The 21,579-nt window shown below is 37.5% G+C and carries 20 protein-coding genes; 8 read left to right on the top strand and 12 right to left on the bottom strand.

Annotated elements, in window-relative coordinates; all coding sequences use genetic code 11:
• Positions 1-59: 59 nt before the first annotated feature.
• Complete coding sequence (locus tag C9J42_RS07470) at positions 60-305, bottom strand: hypothetical protein (protein ID WP_107208211.1); 246 nt, start codon at positions 303-305, stop codon at positions 60-62.
• Between the two features lie 251 nt (positions 306-556).
• On the opposite strand from C9J42_RS07470, the gene C9J42_RS07475 reads away from it, so the two are divergent.
• A complete protein-coding gene (locus C9J42_RS07475; protein ID WP_107208212.1) occupies positions 557-1,156 on the top strand; it encodes a sugar O-acetyltransferase in 600 nt (199 codons plus the stop codon).
• Between the two features lie 75 nt (positions 1,157-1,231).
• Positions 1,232-2,026 carry a Cof-type HAD-IIB family hydrolase gene (locus C9J42_RS07480; protein WP_107208213.1) on the top strand — a complete coding sequence of 265 codons (795 nt, stop codon included), beginning with the start codon at positions 1,232-1,234 and terminating at the stop codon, positions 2,024-2,026.
• A 65-nt stretch (positions 2,027-2,091) separates the two neighbouring features.
• Here the strand turns inward: C9J42_RS07480 and C9J42_RS07485 are convergent, their stop codons facing one another.
• Both C9J42_RS07485 and C9J42_RS07490 read right to left on the bottom strand, forming a co-directional pair.
• A complete protein-coding gene (locus tag C9J42_RS07485) occupies positions 2,092-2,763 on the bottom strand; it encodes a flavin reductase family protein (RefSeq protein ID WP_107208214.1) in 672 nt (223 codons plus the stop codon).
• Between the two features lie 164 nt (positions 2,764-2,927).
• Positions 2,928-4,412 carry a carboxypeptidase M32 gene (locus tag C9J42_RS07490; RefSeq protein ID WP_107301847.1) on the bottom strand — a complete coding sequence of 495 codons (1,485 nt, stop codon included), beginning with the start codon at positions 4,410-4,412 and terminating at the stop codon, positions 2,928-2,930.
• 357 nt (positions 4,413-4,769) lie between these two features.
• Between C9J42_RS07490 and C9J42_RS07495 the strand changes: the two genes are divergently transcribed.
• Complete coding sequence (locus tag C9J42_RS07495) at positions 4,770-5,945, top strand: D-alanyl-D-alanine carboxypeptidase family protein (protein WP_107294846.1); 1,176 nt, start codon at positions 4,770-4,772, stop codon at positions 5,943-5,945.
• Positions 5,946-6,143: 198 nt separating this feature from the next.
• A complete protein-coding gene (gene ttcA / locus C9J42_RS07500; protein WP_107208217.1) occupies positions 6,144-7,037 on the top strand; it encodes a tRNA 2-thiocytidine(32) synthetase TtcA in 894 nt (297 codons plus the stop codon).
• A gap of 63 nt (positions 7,038-7,100) precedes the next feature.
• On the opposite strand, the gene C9J42_RS07505 is transcribed toward ttcA, so the two are convergent.
• Together C9J42_RS07505 and C9J42_RS07510 are read right to left on the bottom strand one after the other, a co-directional pair.
• Entirely contained in the window at positions 7,101-7,859 is a 759-nt protein-coding gene (locus C9J42_RS07505; protein ID WP_107292322.1) for a hypothetical protein, read from the bottom strand.
• A gap of 3 nt (positions 7,860-7,862) precedes the next feature.
• Positions 7,863-9,593 (bottom strand): trypsin-like serine protease, encoded by a 1,731-nt coding sequence (locus tag C9J42_RS07510; RefSeq protein WP_107292323.1) that lies wholly within the window; start codon positions 9,591-9,593, stop codon positions 7,863-7,865.
• Positions 9,594-9,759: 166 nt separating this feature from the next.
• On the opposite strand from C9J42_RS07510, the gene C9J42_RS07515 reads away from it, so the two are divergent.
• Entirely contained in the window at positions 9,760-10,059 is a 300-nt protein-coding gene (locus C9J42_RS07515; RefSeq protein ID WP_107208220.1) for a hypothetical protein, read from the top strand.
• A gap of 44 nt (positions 10,060-10,103) precedes the next feature.
• Here the strand turns inward: C9J42_RS07515 and uspE are convergent, their stop codons facing one another.
• The 5 genes from uspE to C9J42_RS07540 form a co-directional block, all read right to left on the bottom strand.
• Positions 10,104-11,045 (bottom strand): universal stress protein UspE, encoded by a 942-nt coding sequence (uspE, locus tag C9J42_RS07520; protein ID WP_107246646.1) that lies wholly within the window; start codon positions 11,043-11,045, stop codon positions 10,104-10,106.
• Positions 11,046-11,316: 271 nt separating this feature from the next.
• Positions 11,317-12,081: an FNR family transcription factor gene (locus tag C9J42_RS07525; protein WP_105060229.1), complete on the bottom strand. Its 765-nt coding sequence runs from the start codon at positions 12,079-12,081 to the stop codon at positions 11,317-11,319.
• A 74-nt stretch (positions 12,082-12,155) separates the two neighbouring features.
• Positions 12,156-12,839: a sulfite exporter TauE/SafE family protein gene (locus C9J42_RS07530; RefSeq protein WP_107208166.1), complete on the bottom strand. Its 684-nt coding sequence runs from the start codon at positions 12,837-12,839 to the stop codon at positions 12,156-12,158.
• Positions 12,832-13,053, bottom strand: a complete 222-nt coding sequence (gene ccoS / locus C9J42_RS07535) for a cbb3-type cytochrome oxidase assembly protein CcoS (RefSeq protein WP_107208165.1) — start codon at positions 13,051-13,053, stop codon at positions 12,832-12,834. The genes C9J42_RS07530 and ccoS overlap by 8 nt, the downstream gene beginning before the upstream one ends.
• Complete coding sequence (locus C9J42_RS07540; protein WP_107301848.1) at positions 13,054-15,450, bottom strand: heavy metal translocating P-type ATPase; 2,397 nt, start codon at positions 15,448-15,450, stop codon at positions 13,054-13,056. It lies immediately after the preceding gene.
• Between the two features lie 468 nt (positions 15,451-15,918).
• Here C9J42_RS07540 and C9J42_RS07550 point away from each other — a divergent pair, with 468 nt between their 5' ends.
• Entirely contained in the window at positions 15,919-16,374 is a 456-nt protein-coding gene (locus C9J42_RS07550; RefSeq protein WP_107287396.1) for a hypothetical protein, read from the top strand.
• A 46-nt stretch (positions 16,375-16,420) separates the two neighbouring features.
• Here C9J42_RS07550 and C9J42_RS07555 read toward each other — a convergent pair whose 3' ends face one another.
• Complete coding sequence (locus tag C9J42_RS07555) at positions 16,421-17,152, bottom strand: SDR family oxidoreductase (RefSeq protein ID WP_107208162.1); 732 nt, start codon at positions 17,150-17,152, stop codon at positions 16,421-16,423.
• A gap of 145 nt (positions 17,153-17,297) precedes the next feature.
• Here C9J42_RS07555 and C9J42_RS07560 point away from each other — a divergent pair, with 145 nt between their 5' ends.
• The gene (locus tag C9J42_RS07560) at positions 17,298-18,461 is read left to right on the top strand and encodes an FIST signal transduction protein (RefSeq protein ID WP_107208161.1); all 1,164 of its coding nucleotides are present in this window, start codon (positions 17,298-17,300) and stop codon (positions 18,459-18,461) included.
• A gap of 12 nt (positions 18,462-18,473) precedes the next feature.
• A complete protein-coding gene (locus C9J42_RS07565) occupies positions 18,474-20,576 on the top strand; it encodes a PAS domain-containing hybrid sensor histidine kinase/response regulator (protein ID WP_107301849.1) in 2,103 nt (700 codons plus the stop codon).
• 721 nt (positions 20,577-21,297) lie between these two features.
• Here C9J42_RS07565 and C9J42_RS21835 read toward each other — a convergent pair.
• Positions 21,298-21,408: a single-stranded DNA-binding protein gene (locus C9J42_RS21835; protein ID WP_105060222.1), complete on the bottom strand. Its 111-nt coding sequence runs from the start codon at positions 21,406-21,408 to the stop codon at positions 21,298-21,300.
• Between the last annotated feature and the right edge of the window lie 171 nt (positions 21,409-21,579).

The raw sequence follows: 21,579 nt of genomic DNA on the forward strand, positions 1-21,579 counted from the left end.
GTAGCTAATTAAAGCCCCTAACATGTTTTAAATCATAATAAACGTGTTAGGGGGTTTTGTTATTCGTGATCTGTGCCTTTAAGTATTTCGTTTAGCTTTTTCAAAATAGTATGAACGGCGTGTCCTTTTGTGACTTCACCACCTTGCTCAACTTCAATTTTCTTTTTACCGTATAAGCCGGTTTCTTCTTCAGCGATATGAAGCCAGTCTGGATGCCAGTAAAAAGATTGACCGCCATCTGTGATCCAATTATGTACACCACAATTTTCACCACGGTAGTTAAGATCTTTAGCTTGGTAAGCCATACTTTATCCTTTTTTTTATAGTCAGTTATGTCAGAACAATATAGAAAATCAGAATACTAAACCGTGATCTAAGTATAATATTTATAGTGAATGTAACCAATTATTAATATAAATAATGGGATTAGATTCTCACGTTTCGTTCTGACTAACTGTATTTGTGATGAGCTTTTGAATCTCATTACAGCAGTCTTCCCAACCCAAATTGTCAGTATTATTCTAGCGTTATTATTAATGTCTTAATAAGGGCAACGATGGACACCCTCGAACAAGTTCATAGTCAAAAAGTCTATTTTTGTACCGATGAAGCGTTAGCAAATGCACAAGTACAATGTTTGGAAGTGCTGTATGACTTTAATCAAACTCGACCTTCTGAATATGATAAGCGCCAAGCTATCATGAAAGATTTGTTTGCTGCTGTGGGTGATAATTGCTACATCGAGCCACCGCTACGTGCTAATTGGGGAATCAATACACATATAGGCAATAACGTTTACGCTAATTTTAATCTTACCTTGGTTGATGATACCCATATCTATATTGGTGACAGTGTCATGATCGGACCTAATGTCACTATTGCAACAGCAGGTCATCCTATCGACCCTGATCTTCGTCGCGATGTGGCCCAATTTAATATTCCAGTGACGATTGGAAATAATGTCTGGTTAGGTGCACATGTGGTGGTTTTACCAGGTGTGACAATAGGTGAGAATACGGTGATTGGTGCAGGTAGTATTGTTACCAAAGATATTCCTGCCAATGTGGTTGCAGTCGGTAACCCTTGCCGAATATTAAGACCGATTACTGAGCACGATAAAGAGTATTACTATAAGAACCGCCGGATTCATGAGTAATTATTTCTATTCATTTACAATGATTGCTCTCTAACAGGTAAAATAGTGTGATAAACACTCAGTGGTAAAGGTTATATGACAGCTTCAATTAAATTTATTGCAACAGACATGGATGGCACGCTGCTTTGTGAAAAAAAGCAATTACCATCGGATTTTTATGATGTATTCAACCAACTACAGCAAAAGAATGTGCTATTTGCTGCGGCATCAGGGCGTCAATATCAAAGCCTAGTGAATACATTTGCTCCAATTAAAGATGATATGATCTTTATTGCTGAGAACGGTACATTAGTAATGTATCAAGGAAAAGAGTTGTATAGCTCAACTATCCCAACCAATGAAATTCACGATATTCTTAAAACTGTTAAGCAAGTACAGGACTGTGACATTGTGTTATGTGGTAAGAATGCAGCCTATACCGAAGCCACCAGCGAACAAGCTTTAGATGAAATTCGTAAGTATTACCATAATCTTGAGTTAGTTGATGATTTACTGGCTGTTGATGATGAGTTTATTAAAGTCGCGGTTTTAAATTTCAATGGTACAGAAGAGCATGTTTATCCAGTGCTATCACCGCAATTTGGTGGCACACATCAAGTGGTCGTAAGTGCGAAGATTTGGCTTGATTTAATGCATAAAACAGCGTCAAAAGGCGCCGCAATAAAGTACTTACAAAAAGAATTCGGTTTTACGTTCGAGGAGAGTATGAGCTTTGGTGATTTCTTCAATGATGTAGAAATGCTTAAAGAAACTTACCATAGCTATGCAATGGACAATGCCCATCCTGAGATAAAAAAATTAGCTCGATTTGAAGCGCCGAGTAATAACGAACAGGGTGTAATGACTGTTATTAAGAAGACAATATTATAATCAGCATCTTAATCTAAAGTTATAAGCCTCAATATATTGTTTTAACAATCATTGAGGCTCTACTTTTACTCTTTAATAAAAAAAGCATTACCATCAATATCGAGTGGTACGATAGGTTTATCGGGTTTTGCGTAACTTAAACGTCCAACACTTTGCGTTACGTGGTAGTTATCGAGTCCAGAAAGCGTCATTAAGTCTAGGCTTTCAATATTGATATAGCCATCTTTTCGAAGGGCGTATTTAGGTAAAATCACTCGCTCAATTTCCCCAATAATCATATATGTACCATTAGATGGAATAGGTATGATTTCTACTAACCTTAAGCCTATTTTTATTGGACTCTCTAATACAAATGGCGCATCAAAATGATTGTCATAGAAAGGGGTGAGACGCGTTTCATTAAATTCTGACACATCTTTAGGATAGCGAGCAGATGTTTGATGGGCTCGTTGGTAGAATTCCTCAGATACAGCGTTAATTGTGTATTGTTCGGTTTGCTGGATGTTTGTATAAGTGTGTCGTTCGACGGTGTTAGGACGTAATATAAAGCCTAATAATGCAGGTGATGATCCAAGATGGATAACAGAACTGACAATGGATACATTTTCATTTCCATCTTTATCTGTCGTTCCTATAAGGTTGGCGCTTTTAAAACCAGGTAAAGAGTTTATTAATTGAACTCTTTGACGTTTTTCCATTGTGTGAATATCACGTGTTGATAATCGAATATTATCCATATATTACCTCAGGTTTCTAAACGTTAAGTTTTTTACGCCTAATGACTGAGTGTGGATCACCTTGATAATATGAATAATAAAGAAATGAAAGAGTTATAAAGCCATAGTGAGTTATGGTTAACTACTTAAAACACTATGGCTAATATTTAACCTGATTTAATGCATCACTGGTTATAACGAGCCATTAAATGCTGTTTAAAAAAACGAGGATTTAATGTTTCGCCTGTCGCTTGTTTTACTAATTCATCCGTTGAAAGTGTACATCCTTTTGACCAGATATTCGTTTCAAGCCATGTAAAAATAGGGGATAAATCACCTGATGTAATTGCAGCTTCAACATCTACTACTTTCTTCATTGCAGCCATGAATTGTGCGGCGTACATAGCACCCAGCGTATAAGATGGAAAATAACCAAAGCTACCATCTGTCCAGTGAATATCCTGCATACAGCCATCTTTGAAGTTACCTTTCGTATCAATACCAAGATAAGCTTGCATTTTTTGATCCCAAATTTCAGGAATATCGTCAACTTCGATTATACCTTCAATAAGATCACGTTCAATTTCATAACGCAGAATTACGTGGGCTGGGTAAGTTACTTCGTCAGCATCAACACGGATAAAACCCGGTTTAACGCGAGTATTAATAGTGTTGAGGTTTTCAGCCGTCAGCGCACTATCGGTTTCACGATTAAATGTTTTCTGTGCTAATGGCGCCAGTTTTCTTGCAAAATCAATATTACGTGAAAGCTGCATTTCAAAAAACAGCGACTGACTTTCATGAATCCCCATTGAACGAGCTTGGCCTACAGGCAGATCTCGCCATTGATGTGGTAAACCTTGCTCATAACGTGCATGACCAGTTTCATGAATAACGCCCATTAAGGCTGAGGTAAAGTCAGTTTCGTCATAACGCGTTGTAATACGTACATCGGTTGATACACCACCACAGAATGGGTGAGTACTGATATCTAACCGCCCATGATTAAAATCGAAGTTTAATAGTTTCATGACGTCTAGACTAAGTGCGTTTTGCTCGGCAATCGGGAATGTTCCGGTTAAAGGCAATACGGCGTCATTCTTCTGCTTGTTTTGCACATCTTGAATAAGCTGCGGCAACCACGATTTTACATCAGCAAAAATACCGTCAAGAATTTCAGAAGTCATTCCTGGTTCGTAAAGATCGAGCAGGGCATCGTATAGACTTAATCCTGTTGCTTTAGAGCGAATAGCCGCTTCTTGACGTGCAAGTTTCACAACAGGAGCGAGGTTTTGTTTAAATCCTTCCCAGTCATTTTCTTTACGTTGGGTACGCCAAGCATGCTCACATTGTGAGCCTAATAAGGATTTTTGCTCCACTAGCTCGGCTGGTAAAATGTTATGCATCATCCATTGACGTTTTAACGCAGCAAGGCTGATACGTTCAGCATTAGATAATTGCTCTTTTTCTGCTTGTTCAAACCAATCAGCAAGATAACCAGCGGTTGATAATTCATGTGTAATAACCGCAAGTTCAGCCATTGCTTCCGAGCGAGCTTCAGCACCACCACTTGGCATCATTGCAGCTTGATCCCAACCACATATTGCGCTTAGATGACCTAAACGCGATAACTTACGAGCATGCTGTTCTAATTTTAGATAATAGCTCATTTCACATCCCTAATGTTTAGCTGTTAAAAACATCACTATATTATGTATTACTTATTGAATAGTCAGTAAAAAAGTACGAAAGGTTCATTAAAATAGGGAAAAATTTATAACAACGTGAGCAATAATAAAAAAACACGATAGAGGCAGTATTAAACGTTTATATTTTTTTTTATTAACGCTATAAATGTAAAGATGGCGTGCAAATCGTAAAACAGTGTTACAAAAGGAAGTTTTTCATATTGCAAACGCTATAATGGGCCTCAACTAATATACCTATTTGAACTATTTTACGAACTTATGATGTTGTAAATAGTTATATTAGATTGTTTATCGTATTTTTAAGGGATTTTGCCTCAAATGAAAAAGACATCACCGCTTTTTTCTCTCGTTGGTGTAACTGCGCTTTGTACTGTGTCGTTTTCATCATTAGCAGCACCTTCTGTTATTCCAGATGCACCGACATTAAGTGCAAAGGGTTATGTATTGATGGACTACAATACAGGCCAAGTATTAGTCGAGAAGAATGCTAACGAAAAATTAAACCCTGCAAGCTTGACGAAATTAATGACTAGTTATGTTGCTGGTCAGGAAATGCAACAAGGCAATATCAGTAAAGATGATATTGTTGTTATTAGCCGTAACGCATGGGCACGTAATTTCCCTGATTCTTCGAAAATGTTTATCGAAGTAGGGAGTGAAGTACCACTAATGGACTTGTTCCGTGGTTTGATTATTCAATCAGGTAACGATGCAAGTGTTGCACTTGCTGAACACGTAGCTGGCTCTGAGCAAGCATTTGTGGGTTTAATGAACTCATGGGCTAAAAAGCTAGGAATGAATGCTACACATTTTGCGAATCCTCATGGTTTAGATCACAGTGATCTTTATACTACACCGTATGATATTGCATTATTAGGCCAAGCGTTAATTCGCGACTTACCATCAATTTATCCGCTATACAGTGAGAAATCATTTACATATAACAACATTACCCAACGTAACCGAAATGGTCTGCTGTATGATAAAAGCATGAATGTTGATGGTATGAAAACCGGCTACACAAGCGGTGCTGGATATAGCTTAACAAGTTCTGCAACTGAAGGTGACATGCGTTTAATTGCGGTTGTGATGGGAACAAAAAGTACCAAAACCCGTGAAAGAGAAAGTAAAGCCTTACTAAATTACGGTTTCCGATTTTTTGAAACAGTCGTGCCACATAAAGCTGGCGATAAAATCTTATCTGAACGCGTATGGTTTGGTAATAAAGAGAACGTTGAGTTAGGTGTTGATAGTTCAAGCTATGTGACATTGTCACGTAACGACACCAAAAAATTGACAGCAAGCGTTGAGCTTAATGGTGAACTTGATGCACCGATCGAGAAAGGTGAAGTCGTCGGTAAGGTACTTTACTCTGTTGATGGTAAAGAAGTTGCGTCTCAACCACTTGTTGCATTAGATTCAGTTGAACAAGGCAGTATTTTCAGCCGCCTTATTGATCATGTTAAAAAGTTCTTTGCTGGATTATTTAGTTAATTTAATCGCTTTTTAAGGTTAAAGATTCGTATACAAAGAAGCTCGGTTTTAGCCGAGCTTTTTTGTATCGATTTATCCAATGATGGTTTTCCGTAGTTTACTATTTCCTGTTGAGTCTAAAATCCGTATAATTCACGCCCTATAAATTCTTATCCAGCAATTCTACTGTCGGGATTACCGACGGTGAGAGAAGTAGTAATGAATCAGACAGATAATCGTAAAGAAGTACTTGAATTTAATAAGCTGCAAAAGCGTCTACGTCGTAATGTCGGTAACGCCATTATTGACTACAACATGATTGAAGAAAATGATGTTGTGATGGCATGTATCAGTGGCGGCAAGGACTCATTTGCGATGCTGGATATCTTATTGAACCTGCAAAAAGCAGCACCGATCAATTTTGAAGTTGTTGCGGTTAACTTAGATCAAAAGCAACCAGGTTTCCCTGAGCATATTCTGCCAGAGTACTTTTCTAGCTTAAATATCCCATACTATATCGTAGATAAAGACACTTACTCTGTAGTGAAAGAGAAAGTGGAAGAAGGTAAAACAACGTGTGGTCTTTGCTCTCGTTTGCGCCGTGGTACGCTGTACTCTTTTGCTGAGAAAATTGGTGCAACTAAGATCGCACTAGGACACCACTTAGATGATATCGTTGAAACATTATTCTTAAACATGTTCCACGGCTCTCGTTTAAAGGCAATGCCGCCTAAGTTACGTTCTGATGATGGTCGTAATGTTGTTATTCGTCCATTAAGTTACTGTCGTGAAAAAGATCTAATTAAGTACGCAGAGCATAAAGCCTTCCCAATTATTCCTTGTAACCTGTGTGGCTCTCAAGAAAATCTACAACGTCAAAGTATTAAAGCGATGTTAATTGATTGGGACAAGAAAACACCAGGTCGCGTAGACGCTATCTTTAAATCTATCCAAAACATCAGTCCAAGCCAGTTAGCTGATAAAAATCTATTTGATTTTGTTAACTTGCCATTAGATCGTGAAGGTGAGAAGGCTGAGTATGCCTTTACTGAAGCGACGGTTTCTTCAACAAACATTGATGAGTCGATGTTTATTGATGTGACTAACGTTTAGTCACTACGTTGTTAAAATAATGGGCTAATAAACTTTGCCAAATGCGACAAAGAATTTAGCCCTTTATTTAAGAAGCTCAGAAAACGCCTCACTGTTTCTTTTTACTGCATTATCGTTGTTACTCATCAACTGACTTTTACTGGTTATCCATCCTTTATTATTCACGGTTCTTAAGTGGTATTCGTCATTATTGTCAGTAATAAACGAACCTTCTGTTAAGTTACTTATTTGTGTAATCTTCCCTATATCTTGGCGTTGTGTGTTTTGAAGATCCCATGATGTTACCTTGTCACTTATTGTATTTATCTTTGAGACTATTATTTGTTGTTCAGCACCATTTGGCATGGTGAAAACTAAGCTATCACCAATAGTTAAAATACTGAGTAACTCATCATTTATTTCCACAATACTTTCAATCGGTAGTATTGATATTCCTTGTTCTTGTTTCACTTTGTCTAGTAAATTGGGGCGGTAAAGCCAGAGATCTTCGCCTGTTAATAGATTAATCGGTGTATCAATTGTTGTCGCTACTTGATGATCATAACTATGAAGTTGTGGGTTACCTTCTAGATCTTCTTCAGCGACATAAGAAGGATCATCAATGATTATTTCTTCTTCCATACTTAATATTTTAAAATCTTTGGGCGCTTCAGCAACCTCATAAAGGTTTTTTGTTAATTGATTCTTATTTATTGTACGTGATGTATCACTTACAATTTCAGGTGTTTTTATTTCGTTAGCTGTTTTGTCGGGTTTAAAAATAAAGACACAGAGCAACCCAACAATCAGCGCTAAACCAGTATATTGGATCACTCTTTTCATACATTACTCGGTAATATTTAATTTAATATCAAGGTGTAAGTCTTTAGTGAACCCACGCTTATGTAAGCCCTTCACGTTAACGGATAAAGATCCAGAATATTCACCAATAGGTAAATCTTTATTGTCATCAGCGATAAAGCTCACACGTAACTCACCATAAACAGGGCGCATATAACGACAATAGGCGGCATTGTTCATTATTGTCCACCCACAACCCATATAGCGTTCTCCGCGCAACATAATAGTTTGTTGTTCTCCGGTTTCTGTATTCGTTACATTTACTTTCAAACGACTATAACCTCGGTTATAGCGACGCCAAACCACACGATTACGGTTCATTTTATTATCAGATAGATAATATACGCTGCCATAAACATCTTTTTCATAACGAGGAGAAACGTAAGGTGTTGAATCAGTAATGACTCCGTCACTTGGAAGTGCAGAAGTAATCTCGATATTTGTTGCAACGGTTACTTCATCTGAGTAAGAGCGGTTATAGAGACTTTTTACCATTAAACTAAAATCACCACTGTAAGTACCGATAGGCAATGTCGGATTATCTGCTTGAATAAATTCTAGTTTAAGTTGACCTAAGTTTGGCGCAGGGTAACACCATGCACTGTTATTAATACGTCCCCAGCCACAATGTGTTTTACGTTGACCTCGCAACCAGACTTCATGTTCTGTATTGTTTTCTTTTTGGGTTAATGCAACGGAAAATTTGGTCATTTTTCGTGGATAACGCCAAACAAATCGTTCAGGTCCAGAAACAACATTGTCGCCCTTAACATAATAAACAGAGCCTCGTACACTTTGCTCTAAAGGATCGGTTTCTATCGGTGCTTCATGGGTTAATAACCATGCAGGTTCCTCAACTGGCGGCTCATCTTCAATATCATCTACGGTTTTTAATACAGGAACGACACCTTTTAACCAATCAATATGTAAAGCAATAGGGACGTGACCTGAATACCCATATTGCCAGCCATACCACCATGACGAAATACCGACAGCAACAGGGTGTTCATTACGTTGTTGCCAAATCGCAGAGCCACTATCACCTGGGCTTGCAAATGCCCATGCGTCTGTATTCTCAATGGCCTGATTTATTAAACAGTCTTGGTAATAATAACGAATATGTCCTTCACCATGTCGCTTACCAATATAGCCAAGTTGACCTAATGAACGTGAACCGAAGATACCAAATCCTGTGAAGGTAGTAGGGTTAAGTAGCAAATCAGTATTTAAATTATTGTCGACAAACGGTTGCTTAATGACATCACCATTTGCATCTAGGGGATCGGAGACTTTCGGGATTTTTGCGACCGCTATGTCATCACTGCAGCCAGTAAAGGTACGAAAATAGTTAGTAGAAATACCTGCAGCAATAATCGTCCCATCTTGTTGTTTAAACGAGACATATTGACCTGAATATTCTGAAGAATCAGAGCCTGATAAACAGTGTGCAGCCGTTAGTACATAGCTATGAGATTCATCACTCCCAAGCCATGTACCTGAACAATATCCGCTACCAATCACTAAACCGACGGAGCGAAATTGTTCAACATTCGCATTTTGTTCTAATACGTTACTAACATTATTGACGACACTTGGATCTAAACTTCCTCCTAATTCAATGTATTTACTATCGTTAATGCCTAATGAAAAAGCAGAAGCTGAAAACAACAGGGTGAGACAGCATATATAACGACTTAAAAAATGATAACTATTCATGACGTTAACCAGCCTAAAACGGTGTGTTTTTAAGAGTAGATTATCAATAAGAAGTCATTTTTATCAAAAATAAGACATTGTCAGTGGCACAACACATACCTAACAATATTCTTTGTGTTTTTAAGCTGATAACATGATTGGAAATATTTCGACGATAGAGACATGCATGTTACGCAGTATTTTAATCACAACGAGCCTTGTATTCATGGTGGGTTGTAGCTCTCATCAAGCACAAGAATTGGGGCTAGGTGGTGGGCAAGTTAATGGCTATGCGCAAAATATGACAAATGCTCAATTGTGCAGCATTTATTTAAAAGAACGGACGTCAAATCAGACTCGATCAGCTATTGCTTCTGAATGGAGTCGTCGCAAGTTAAGTCGAGCATATTGTAAAGAAAAAGCCAATGAGTGGTATCTTACCAAATTTGCCAAATGGCTAACGCTACAAGAATCTGAGAAGAAATAAATCGCATTCTATAAGAGAAAGGCCTCAATAGAGGCCTTTCTTACTTAATCGATATTAGGTGCTAATGGACTAACGTACCCATCAGGTTTTAAAGCTAATAAATCACAATTTAAACTATCAATCGTATTTTCAGCGGTATTTCCTATAAAGACAGCCGATAATCCAGTCCGACCTGTTGTTCCTAATATAACAAGTTCTGCTTTTATATCTTCAGCAACTTGAGGAATAATATCTTCAGGTAAACCTTCAAGCACATGAGTTTGCTCTTCACTAATTCCATATTTTTGACGGAGTGCTTTCATCGTCGTTAGGTGATACCCACGTACAGCATCGGTATAACTAGCAGGATCAAATTCAGGTAATTCAATCGTAATATTTACCGGTGTTGCAGGGTAAGCATTAACTAAATTAACTTCGGCATTAGCGATAGAAGCAAACGCAAATGATTCTTTGACGATTTTTTCGTTAAGCTCCTCGTGAGTTTCATCATCGGTAGAGATATTGACGCAACCTAATACTTTGCCGTGCTCAGGCCAGTTATTACCTTTAACTAAAAGTACAGGAATAGGGCATTTACGAAGCAGATGCCAATCTGTTGGTGTGAAAATCACAGAGCCTAAACGATCATGTTCATGAGTGGCTTTGATAAGTAAATCAATGTCTTGGCTATATACATCAGCAATGATGGCCTCATAAGGACGATTATGCCAAACCACTTTAATTTCTATATCAACGTCTTTTTCTAAGTAAGGCTGAATGATTTCCTTTAACCACTCTTCTCGCTGCATTACCACACCGCGACGCATAGCATCACGTTCGTCTGATGATAACATTGACGTCATTTCATAAGAGAAATCATAAATAGCTAAGAAAATAATAATTTTTACATCTTTGCTCATTTTAGCAAGATGAACAGCGCGCGAGATCGCTGGTTGTTGTTCTTTTTCAGGATCTGCGACGACTAATATATTTTTATACTTTTGCATAATGCCTCCTTTACACAACTGTGTAGGCAATCTCTTGATAAGTTGAATTTAAAACAGGTATAACAACGGCTATGTACTTAGATATCAAAAGATTAAATAAATCCTTATAAATACTGTAACCTAGAATAGAAAGATATGGGAACGATAATAGAGAAAATTATGTAAACTTTGATACGCTGGACAAATAAATATAAGAAATAGCGGATTAGCGAAATAAAAAAGCACCGTATAAACGATGCTTTAAAATTTAAAAAGGATAGGGCTAAAACGATTATTGTGGAGGTAATGTGTTACTTTTAGCCACACCAGCAAGACGAGCTAACTCATCGTGATCAATAATTGTAATGTATTTACCTTTTACACTTAACATCTCAGATTTCTGGAAACGCCCTAATAAACGACTGATAGTCTCAACCGTTAAGCCTAAGTAGTTACCAATATCACCGCGTGTCATTGTTAAACGGAATTCACGTGGAGAAAAACCGCGCTGAGAAAAACGTAGTGATAAGTTATATAAGAAAGCGGCAAGACGTTCTTCAGCATTCTTTTTAGAAAGCAGCAAGATCATTTCCTGATCGCCTTTAATCTCATTGCTCATTAAGCGCATGATTTGTTGACGAAGCTTTGGCATTTTACCAGAAAGATCATCAAGGATTTCAAATGGGATTTCACACACCATTGATGTTTCAAGTGATTGAGCAAAACTTGGATGCTGCATTTCATTGATCGCATCAAAACCTACTAAATCACCTGCAAGATGGAAGGCAGTAATTTGCTCGTCACCTTGTTCGGTAATGGTGTAGCTCTTAATGGTGCCAGAACGAATAGCATATAACGATTTTAGTTCGTCACCTGCTTTAAATAGCTCCTGACCTTTTTGGATCGGTTTTTTTCGTTCTATGATTTGATCCAGTTGGTCTAGCTCAGACTCATTCAGCGTGAAAGGAATGCATAACTGACTAATACTGCAATCTTGGCAGTGAATTGCACACCCACCTGATTGGATACGTTTTGTTGTAAGCTTGTCTGAAATCATATGCCTGTCTAACCAATTTGATGTAGGTCAATATTTTAACATATTATGAAGCATTATTACGAGTAATAAAAAGGTCACAATATTTGTTTGATTGCTATATAACCAGTTTGAATGCCATAAACCATTAATAATAATGCACTAACACGCCTAAAATAGAGGTTCTTTAGACATATTTTTAACTGTGTCGCAAAACCGCCAACCGCTAACATTGCAGGTAATGTACCTAACCCGAAAGCAAGCATTACTATTGCACCATTTAGAGCACTTCCAGAAACAGCTGCCCATGTTAAAGTTGAATAAACTAAACCGCAAGGTAGCCAGCCCCAGAGAAAACCAAATGGCAAAGCTTTTATCGGTGATTTAAGGGGAAGAAATGATGAGGCTAGTGGTGAGATATATCGCCATACCACTTGCCCAACACGTTCAATTTTGTTTAACCCAAACCACCATTGGCCAATATATAACGCTAAAATAATCATCATAATTGCTGCTAAAAAGCGCATGAATATCAATGGGCTATTAGATCCATTAATGGTAGCAATACTCGCAAGCATTGCGCCTATAATTGCCCCCGCAACTGTATAAGCGACTAATCTTCCAAAATTATAATTTAATAGATAAATCCAACGTTTACTGTTTTTTGTGTTTTCTGGCATACCGATTGTGATCGCAGCAGCAACACCACCACACATACCAATGCAATGGCCAGCGCCCATTAAGCCGATTAAAAAGGCAGCATAAAAATCTAAATTAACCATTATTGCTATCTTGATCGTTACTTGGCTTTTTTTCTATTAATTCAGAATTGGAAACTGTGTTTTTATGTTTAGTATCATCTTCGTCGAACAAAATATCATATCCACGACGCTCTAAATCATCAAATTGCTCACTTTTCACTGCCCATAAAAATATACCGATAGCAATACAGACAAAAACAATAGCGATAGGTATTAATATGTAAAGACTTTCCATTTATTTTAATAACCTTAAAGAATTTGATACAACAATGATCGAGCTTGCTGACATACCGACAACGGCAAAATAGGGCGCCACCAGTCCTGAAATAGCCAGAGGTAGGATTATCAAGTTATAGCCAAGCGCCCAAGATAAATTTTCTCGAATAATTTTTCGAGTTTTCAATGCTAAAGTACGGGCTTCTAAGATACGTTCTAATTTATCGCCAACTAGTACCATATCTGCTGAAGATTTAGCTATATCTGTTCCACCACCCATAGCAACAGAAAGGTGAGCGCCTGCGAGAACAGGGGCGTCATTGACACCATCACCTATCATTAATACTACGTCATCTGCTAATAATTCGTTCAAATACGCCAACTTTCCTTGTGGTGTTTGGTTAGCTATAACCTCATCAATATTCAGTTGTTTAGCAACGTTATTGGCATGAACAGTATTATCACCCGTTAACATTGTTACGTTAATACCATGTTGCTGACATTGTTTAACTAAAAGAGCGCTTTCTTGACGGATTGGGTCGTCTAATTTAAATGCTGCAATAGGTTGCTGATTGCAAGTTAACCATACCGAGAATTCATTACTATTTTTAAACGATTGATTATTTTCAATATCAAGAGCAAAACTATATTTACCAATGCGCCACTCATCACCATTCAGCGTTGCTTTCAAACCACAACCAATCACATTCTCGACCTTATCAAAAAGTACGCTTTGTAGGCGATATTGGCTAAAAGCTTGAGCAATAGGGTGATTGGCGAAACGCTCTAATTCAGCAGCAATCATCAACGTTTTGTCTTGTTCTATGTTTCCGAATGTACGCGTTTCAACTAAGCGAATGTTACCTTCAGTTAAGGTGCCTGTTTTGTCTAATACCAGTCGATTAACGTTACATAGCGTTTCTAATACATGCCCTTGACGAAGCAATATCCCTAATTTACTAAGTGTAGACGTTGAACAGGTAATAGCCGTTGGTGTGGCTAATGATAGGGCACACGGACAGGTGGCAACTAAGACTGCTAATGTGATCCATAATGCATCATCAGGTTGATTTTGATGCCAATAATACCAAGTGCTAGCTGCGATAATCAGTATTGCAGCAACAAAATAGCGAGCTACATTATCGGCTAACTCTGCCACTTTAGGTTTTGAGAGTTGAGCTTCATCTTGCAAGCGTACGATATTAGAAATAAGTGAGTCATTTCTATTGACTGTAACTGTCATTGTGACATTGGCATCACCGTTAATCGTCCCTGCAAACACCTTATCTCCAATCGCGCGAGTGACAGGCACTGACTCTCCCGTTAACATGGATTCATTAACGGTTGTTAATCCTTTATTTATTTCACCATCTGCAGGGAAATGCTCCCCTGGCAATATAGTGACAACGTCACCTGTTTTAAGCGTTTTTGCTGCAACTTGTTCACCATTAGCAAGCGTAGCCATATTTGGTATGAGTTTTAACAAATTTGCACTGGCGGCCGCTGCTTGTCGACGGGCACGCATTTCTAAGAATCGACCCAATAGTAAAAAGAACGTAAACATTGAAATGGATTCAAAGAATACTTCGCCTTTATCCATAACAGTTGCGTATAAACTTGCACCGTAAGCAAACAATAAAGCGATTGAAACAGGCACATCCATCCCTAATGTGAAGGCTTTTAGGCTTCTCCATGCATTAATATAAAAAGGGAGTGCTGAGTAGAGTAAAACGGGGGTGGCAAAAATTAGGCTTACCCAACGGAGGTAGTTTTTAAATTCAGTATCTAGATCGCCAAAGACTTCAAAATAGAGCGCAAATGCAAGCATCATCACCTGCATGGTAGCAATGCCCGCAATACCTAGCTTATACAAATATTGCTTCATTATGTTGTGGTATTGTAGCTCTTGAGCATCAGCTTCAAAGGGTGATGCTTGATAGCCAATATTATGGATAACCGTTAATAAATGGCTGAGTTGTACTTTTTCAGTATCCCAAACGAGCAATGCACGATTGGTCGTAGTATTTACACGAATGGAAATAACACCATCTTCGCGTACTAATTGCTTTTCAATTAACCATGCGCAAGCAGCACAAGAGACACCTTCAACAGAAAGGGACACCTCACTGAAATTTTGATCTGTCGTTCGTACGAAATCTTGCTGAATATCTGCGTGATCATAAAGGGAGAGAGACTTAAACTGTTCGGGGACTAAATCGGCTTTTTCGGCAGGCTCAGTTCGGTACTCGTAATACGAAGTAAGGCCACTTTTAACAATCGTTGTTGCAACGGCTTCACAGCCAGGACAACACATAGATCGAAGTTGGCCTAATATTTCGACTTCAAATTGGCAACCACTAGGAACAGGATCACCGCAGTGGTAGCACTCATCATGAACATGTTTTTCTATTGTCATTCCTTACTCTGCCCGTACAACGAAGTCGGAGAAGGTGATGGTACGTCTACACGTCCTTGTAAACTCCAATCACTTTTAAAAGGTTCAATATCAACTAACCATGGGCCAATTAAAGATTCCGGTGTGATAAGTACCTTTTACGTAGGTCATGATCATTTGGCTAATATCTTTATCCGGAATAATTCGAATATTCGCATTAATATTTAAAGTATCAACCTCCCGAAAACGAGAACGAACTACATTAATAATAGTAATCCATATCCCCAAAAATGTTGACATTCGACCTTGCTCCTCTGATTACTCATCAAAACAAGATTCAAATTGCTATTTTTTTGTAGAAGTGGCATTTTCATTTCTCATAATACTTGAGCTAACACATTTTTCAGAGTGGGTGACCACATTACATTTACGCTTAAGTAACAGTATGTGAGAATTTTGAGCTCTGTAACACAGGAATATTTGTAAAATATGGCAGCAGAAAAACTAACCCGTGGTCGTTTAATCCAAATAATAGTGTTAATGACTATATTGATTTCAGCTTTTTTTTGGAGAACAGTGACATATACATCTCCCGAAGGTGAAGATAGTCTTAAAGATGGAGTGAAAATATGTCAATTAGACACAACAAATTGTCAGTATTTGTTAGATGATAAGAACGTTGATGTACAGCTTTTAACAAAAAAAATATCTGCACAAGCACCAATTCTATTACAAATAACCAACATGGATGTTAAACCGTCAGCTACTGCTTCAGGTGTTTCAATGAATATGGGAACGGTACCCATTATGTTTACGCAGCATAATAAGAACACTTGGGTGGGAGAGTTTACCGTTCCAGCATGTACACATAACTCAATGGTTTGGGAAATAGATATAACGGCTAAAAACACGACAATGATTTCCCAATTTACCGTTACTAAATAATATTAGAAATAGCACTTCTTAATATGAACATTTACTGAAGTGCTATTTACTCGCAATAAATCATTTTCTTTGTCATCCCGCCATCCACAACAAAATTTTGCCCCGTTATGAAACCTTGGCTACAAAGTAAAAAATCAACCATTTCAGCAATATCATTGACATTTCCAACTCTTCCAGACAAGTGCTGCTGATGATCGATACCTCGTAATTGACTCGTATCTGTATGAATCCAACCCGGTGAAATACAGTTTACTTTTATATTAGGAGATAAACTCACAGCGAGTGCATGAGTTAATGATACCAATCCACCTTTACTTGCAGCGTAAGCTTCGGTGTTTGGTTCCGACTGTAGATATCTTGTTGAGCTCATATTAATAATATGTCCTTTACTTTCAGTAAGTAAAGGTAGGCACTGCTGACTCATGGCTAAAGGGGATGTTAAGTTAACATTTAAAATATGGTGCCATTCATCTAACGGTAATTGGTGTAAGGGAGTATTGTAAGGGTTGGAAATAGCAGCATTATTGATGAGACCATCTAGTCTTCCAAATTGACATTTCACCCAATCTAACGTGTTTTTAATATCCGATATTTGAGTAACGTCCGTTAAACGAAACCGAATACGTGGTTCTTCATTGACTAAATCATATCCGGCTTGCTCATTGATATCTAATGCGATAACGATAACGTTTTTTTGTGCCAAATATTTACAAATCCCTTTGCCGATACCATTAGCACCACCGGTGACAATAACGATTTTATTTAAGCTTAAATCCACTTTAATAATCCTTAGCTTACAAATATTTGCATCATGATACGATAAGATAAGCTAATCTAATAAGAGGTAGGTAGAATTCTGACTTAAAATGTGCAAATAACTGATAATATTAATCATGAGTTAATTCAAGGATGAGTCTATTGATATGGATATAACAACAAGTTACTCAATACAATCTTCATCTTTCGAAGCTATTAATGAGGCTATTGATAAGCTAAATCTAAAAATTGCAACGCCTTCTTTGCTGCTTATCTATTATTCTGAAAATTATGACATCAATATTTTCCAAGCCGAACTCAAAAAGTCATTTCCCCATACCGCTATTTTAGGTTGTACGTCATGTCAGGGCTTTATGACAAATGAAGGCTATTTTAGTGGAACAGGTTTAGCATTATGGGCAATTAATGATTATCACGGAGCATATGGCACGGCCATTATTTCGAATTTTGAGACGCCTTATGAAATGGCAAGGCAAGCAACATTAAAAGCGATTCATAATAGCGGTCGAGTTGGCGAGTTGCCATCACTCATTTTATTACATGCAACACCGGGTTACGAAGAACAAATTATTCAAGGAATAGAAAAAGAGTTGGGCTGTACCGTTCCTATTATTGGCGGCTCAGCTGCTGACGATTTCATTGCAGAGAAATGGCAAATATTTAATGTTGAACAACAAACAGGTCAGGGGATTGGTATCGCTGTTTTTTATCCGACCTGCGAAGTAAGCCTTTCATTTCATTCAGGTTATGCTAGTACAGGCTTATCAGCAATAGCCACTAAAGTTGAACATAGAGAAGTTATAGAGCTCGATAATAAACCCGCAGCGGATGTCTATCAACAATGGATGAAGATTCCATTTGATACCAACAGCAACATAATAAGTGAAAGCAGTTTAAATCCTTTAGGGCGTTTTGCTGGAGAATATTTTGATTTACCTTATTTTAAATTAGCTCATCCTGCACATATTACACAACGCAAGGGCATCGAAATGTTTGCTGAAGTAAAGCAAGGGGATCGCTTGTACTTTATGAACGGCACTGATGAACGACTGATTTCTAGAGCAAGTCGGGTAGTTAAAGCATCAAATGGTAATAAGCTTAATCCAATAGGTGGCATTACGATTTTTTGTGCCGGATGCATGTTAAAAATAAAAAATCGTATGGATGATGTTGCTAGCGGTGTAAATATTGCAATGTTAAATAAGCCTTATGTTTCTCCATTTACCTTTGGTGAGCAGGGGCAATTCATCAGTGGTGAAAATGCGCACGGTAACTTAATGATTTCAGCAGCTATTTTTCATAAAGGGTAGGTTGTTAATACTATGATAAGTTCTGAATCTGAAAAGCTACAAGAAACAGTCATTGATTTATTACGCAGTCAAGAACGAGAAAGCCAATTACAAGATGAGAATGAAGCCATCTTAGAAGGCATCTCGGCAATGGCGGGTGCGAATGATAAACGTCAAGTATTCAATAGCTTATTAGAAGTCCTACGCAAGTTTATTGGTTTTGATCAAGCACTAGTTCTTACTAGAGAAGACGAGCAAGAGCTGCTTGATGTGCTGGTCAGTACTGATAATCGTTTTAGTACAAACTCTTGGCTTATGGAAAGTACATTTAGACGAGCGATCAATGGTGAATGTATTGCACTATATTCTCCTAAAGATATTGTTGAATTTAGTACGCAATCGATTGAAGCATTAAATGACTACAGTTCGGCATTATTAACGGGGGTTAAAGTAAGCTCAAGTGATGCTGTTATGATTTTAATGAGCCACGATAAAAGTCAGTTCACACCAAGATGCAGGCGAGTGCTTAATAGATTTAGACCATTACTTGCACGTGCGATCATCGATATAGATTATCGAGAACGGCTGCAATCTTTAGTGGCAGCCCGAACTCAACAACTGACATTTAGTCAGCAACGATTTAAAGATTTTGCCAAAACAGCAGGTGATTGGTTTTGGGAAATTGATGTTGATTATAACTTTACCTATATTTCAGAACCTCAAGTCGCTAATACACAAATTGCCTGTGATAACTTTATAGAATTCTTTAATAACTACCCACTGTTCCAACAAAAAATGACGAATAAGCTCTCGCAGCAAGTTGTCTTTGAAGACGTAGAATGGAATCTTAGCGTTGATAATACTGAGCAGTGGTACAGCTTTAGTGGCACCCCTTATTTTGATAAGTATGGAAAACTACAAGGATTTCGCGGAACAGCTAAAAACATAACGAGCAGAAAAAAACGTTTATTTGACTTACAGGAAGCGCAAAAGCAAGCAGAAACAGCCAACAAAGCTAAATCTCAATTTATCGCAATGATGAGTCATGAGATACGAACACCACTTAATGCAGTATTAGGTTTAATGGAATCGCTATCTTTATCTGGCTTGAATAATAAGCAAAATCTTTGGTTATCACAGATGGACCAATCAGCACATTTATTGCTGACGATTATCAATGACATCTTAGACTTATCAAGAATAGAATCGGGGAGTTTTAGGCTTTTCAATAGTGATATTAATGTTGTGGAAAGTATAAGGCTTGTCTCTGATCAATTGGCACCACAAGCAACTAAAAATAATGTTCAATTTCAATGTGAAATTGACGATGCGATCCCTAAACAAATCTACGGTGACAAAAATCGAATTGCTCAAGTGTTATTTAATTTAATCGGCAATGCCGTTAAATTTACGAGTATTGGTTCGGTTCGCGTTGTTGCTCGTAAAGTTGACGATAACATTGAAATAGCAGTCATCGATACCGGCATTGGTATTGCTAAAGATGCACAAGCAAATATCTTTAATCCATTTCATCAAGCGGATGGAAGTATCACACGTCGTTATGGCGGCACAGGTTTGGGCTTGGCGATTAGCCAGTATTTGATCGAAAAGATGAACGGAACAATATCACTTGAAAGTGAATTAGGAACGGGAAGTTGTTTTAAAATTTCTATTCCTATTATTTATCCATCATTGAAGAGTTGTGAAGCTGACACTAAATTTAAAAATAAATCGGATTGCTCTTTAAATATTTTATTAGCAGAAGATAGTAACACCAATCAGTTGGTTGCTAAGTTGATGTTAGAGCGGCGAGGACATAAAGTTGCGATAACTAACAACGGAAAGGAAGCGATAAATGTACTGTTACAGGGTCACAATAAGTTTGATTTAGTGCTAATGGATATTTCTATGCCTATCTTAGATGGCTTAGAAGCAACAAAACAACTTAGACAGAGAAAAATTAGTATTCCAATCGTCGCATTAACCGCGAACGCGATGCAAAGTGACCAGAAAATTTATCATGATATTGGTATGGATGGCTTTTTAGCAAAACCAATCTGTTCAAACGAGCTAGATGCGTTGCTGGAAAAATACCAAGAACTTAAAGAAAACCAGCAATCAGAAAGTACGATTTAGAGATTCGTATTAATCGAATCTCTAGTAATTAACAGCAAGCTTTAAGTACAAGGCAAACTGAACATTTGCAGCAGTATTTAAAATTGATGTTAATTACCTATTTTATGGTAAATAGCCAATACTGTTAAATACAATAATCAACCCACAAGCAGAGTAGAGATGTTAGATACAAAGTAGGAAAAACAAGATCATATATAGTTACCTCGACACATTATTTAACATAATATACATAATGCGCACTTAAGTATAATGTTGAAATGATGGAGATTTAGCTTGGTAGCTTTGTTGGTTATTGAGTTTTAAGTGCTTCAAGCAGTTCGTCCATACCATCATCAAATTCAGGCGCACCTCGGTAACTTGTAATTCCATGATGCTCATGTGCAAACTTCATTGTTGCATCGGCTGACTCGTATGGCCCGTAAATCTTAAACTGATGTCCTTCAATAACTTTTGATAAAAACCACATGCCGATTTTAAATGTATCGTTGGTGCTGCGTTGTACATCTTCAACATTTTCGGCTGTGATATTTGAAAGTATAAATTAAAGTTTAAGCTTGAACTTGTGGTTAACTTTATCGTAAGAAAAATATTGGCACACTTTAGTTGTCATTGTTAGTTCACCAGAATTGATTTGTAGTTTTCAATGATTTCTTGGTCAGCATCTATTAATGATAATATCCGAGTTAAACCAAGCGACTAACACTACAACAATTTTCAATCCCTAGCGTTTAAGCTCTAGAGACCAAAAATTAATAACGGTAAAGCTCGATCTATCTAATGTATAAAGTCCAGCTTTGTAAGCTTGGTCTTCTTCAGATAAGATTAATTTCATTTTGATAAACTAGAAAATGTAACCCAAGGTCTGATGGTGAGTAACAAACGCTTAGATAAGGTAGTTAAATTTTCTCAAACGAAAGAGCTGAAATGCAACCAGAAAAACAAAACGAATAAGCAGTACGGCAATTTAAAACCATTAATCCCGCACTTATTCACCCTATAACGT

The organism is Photobacterium sp. GB-56 (genome assembly GCF_003026105.1).
Classification (GTDB): Bacteria; Pseudomonadota; Gammaproteobacteria; order Enterobacterales; family Vibrionaceae; genus Photobacterium.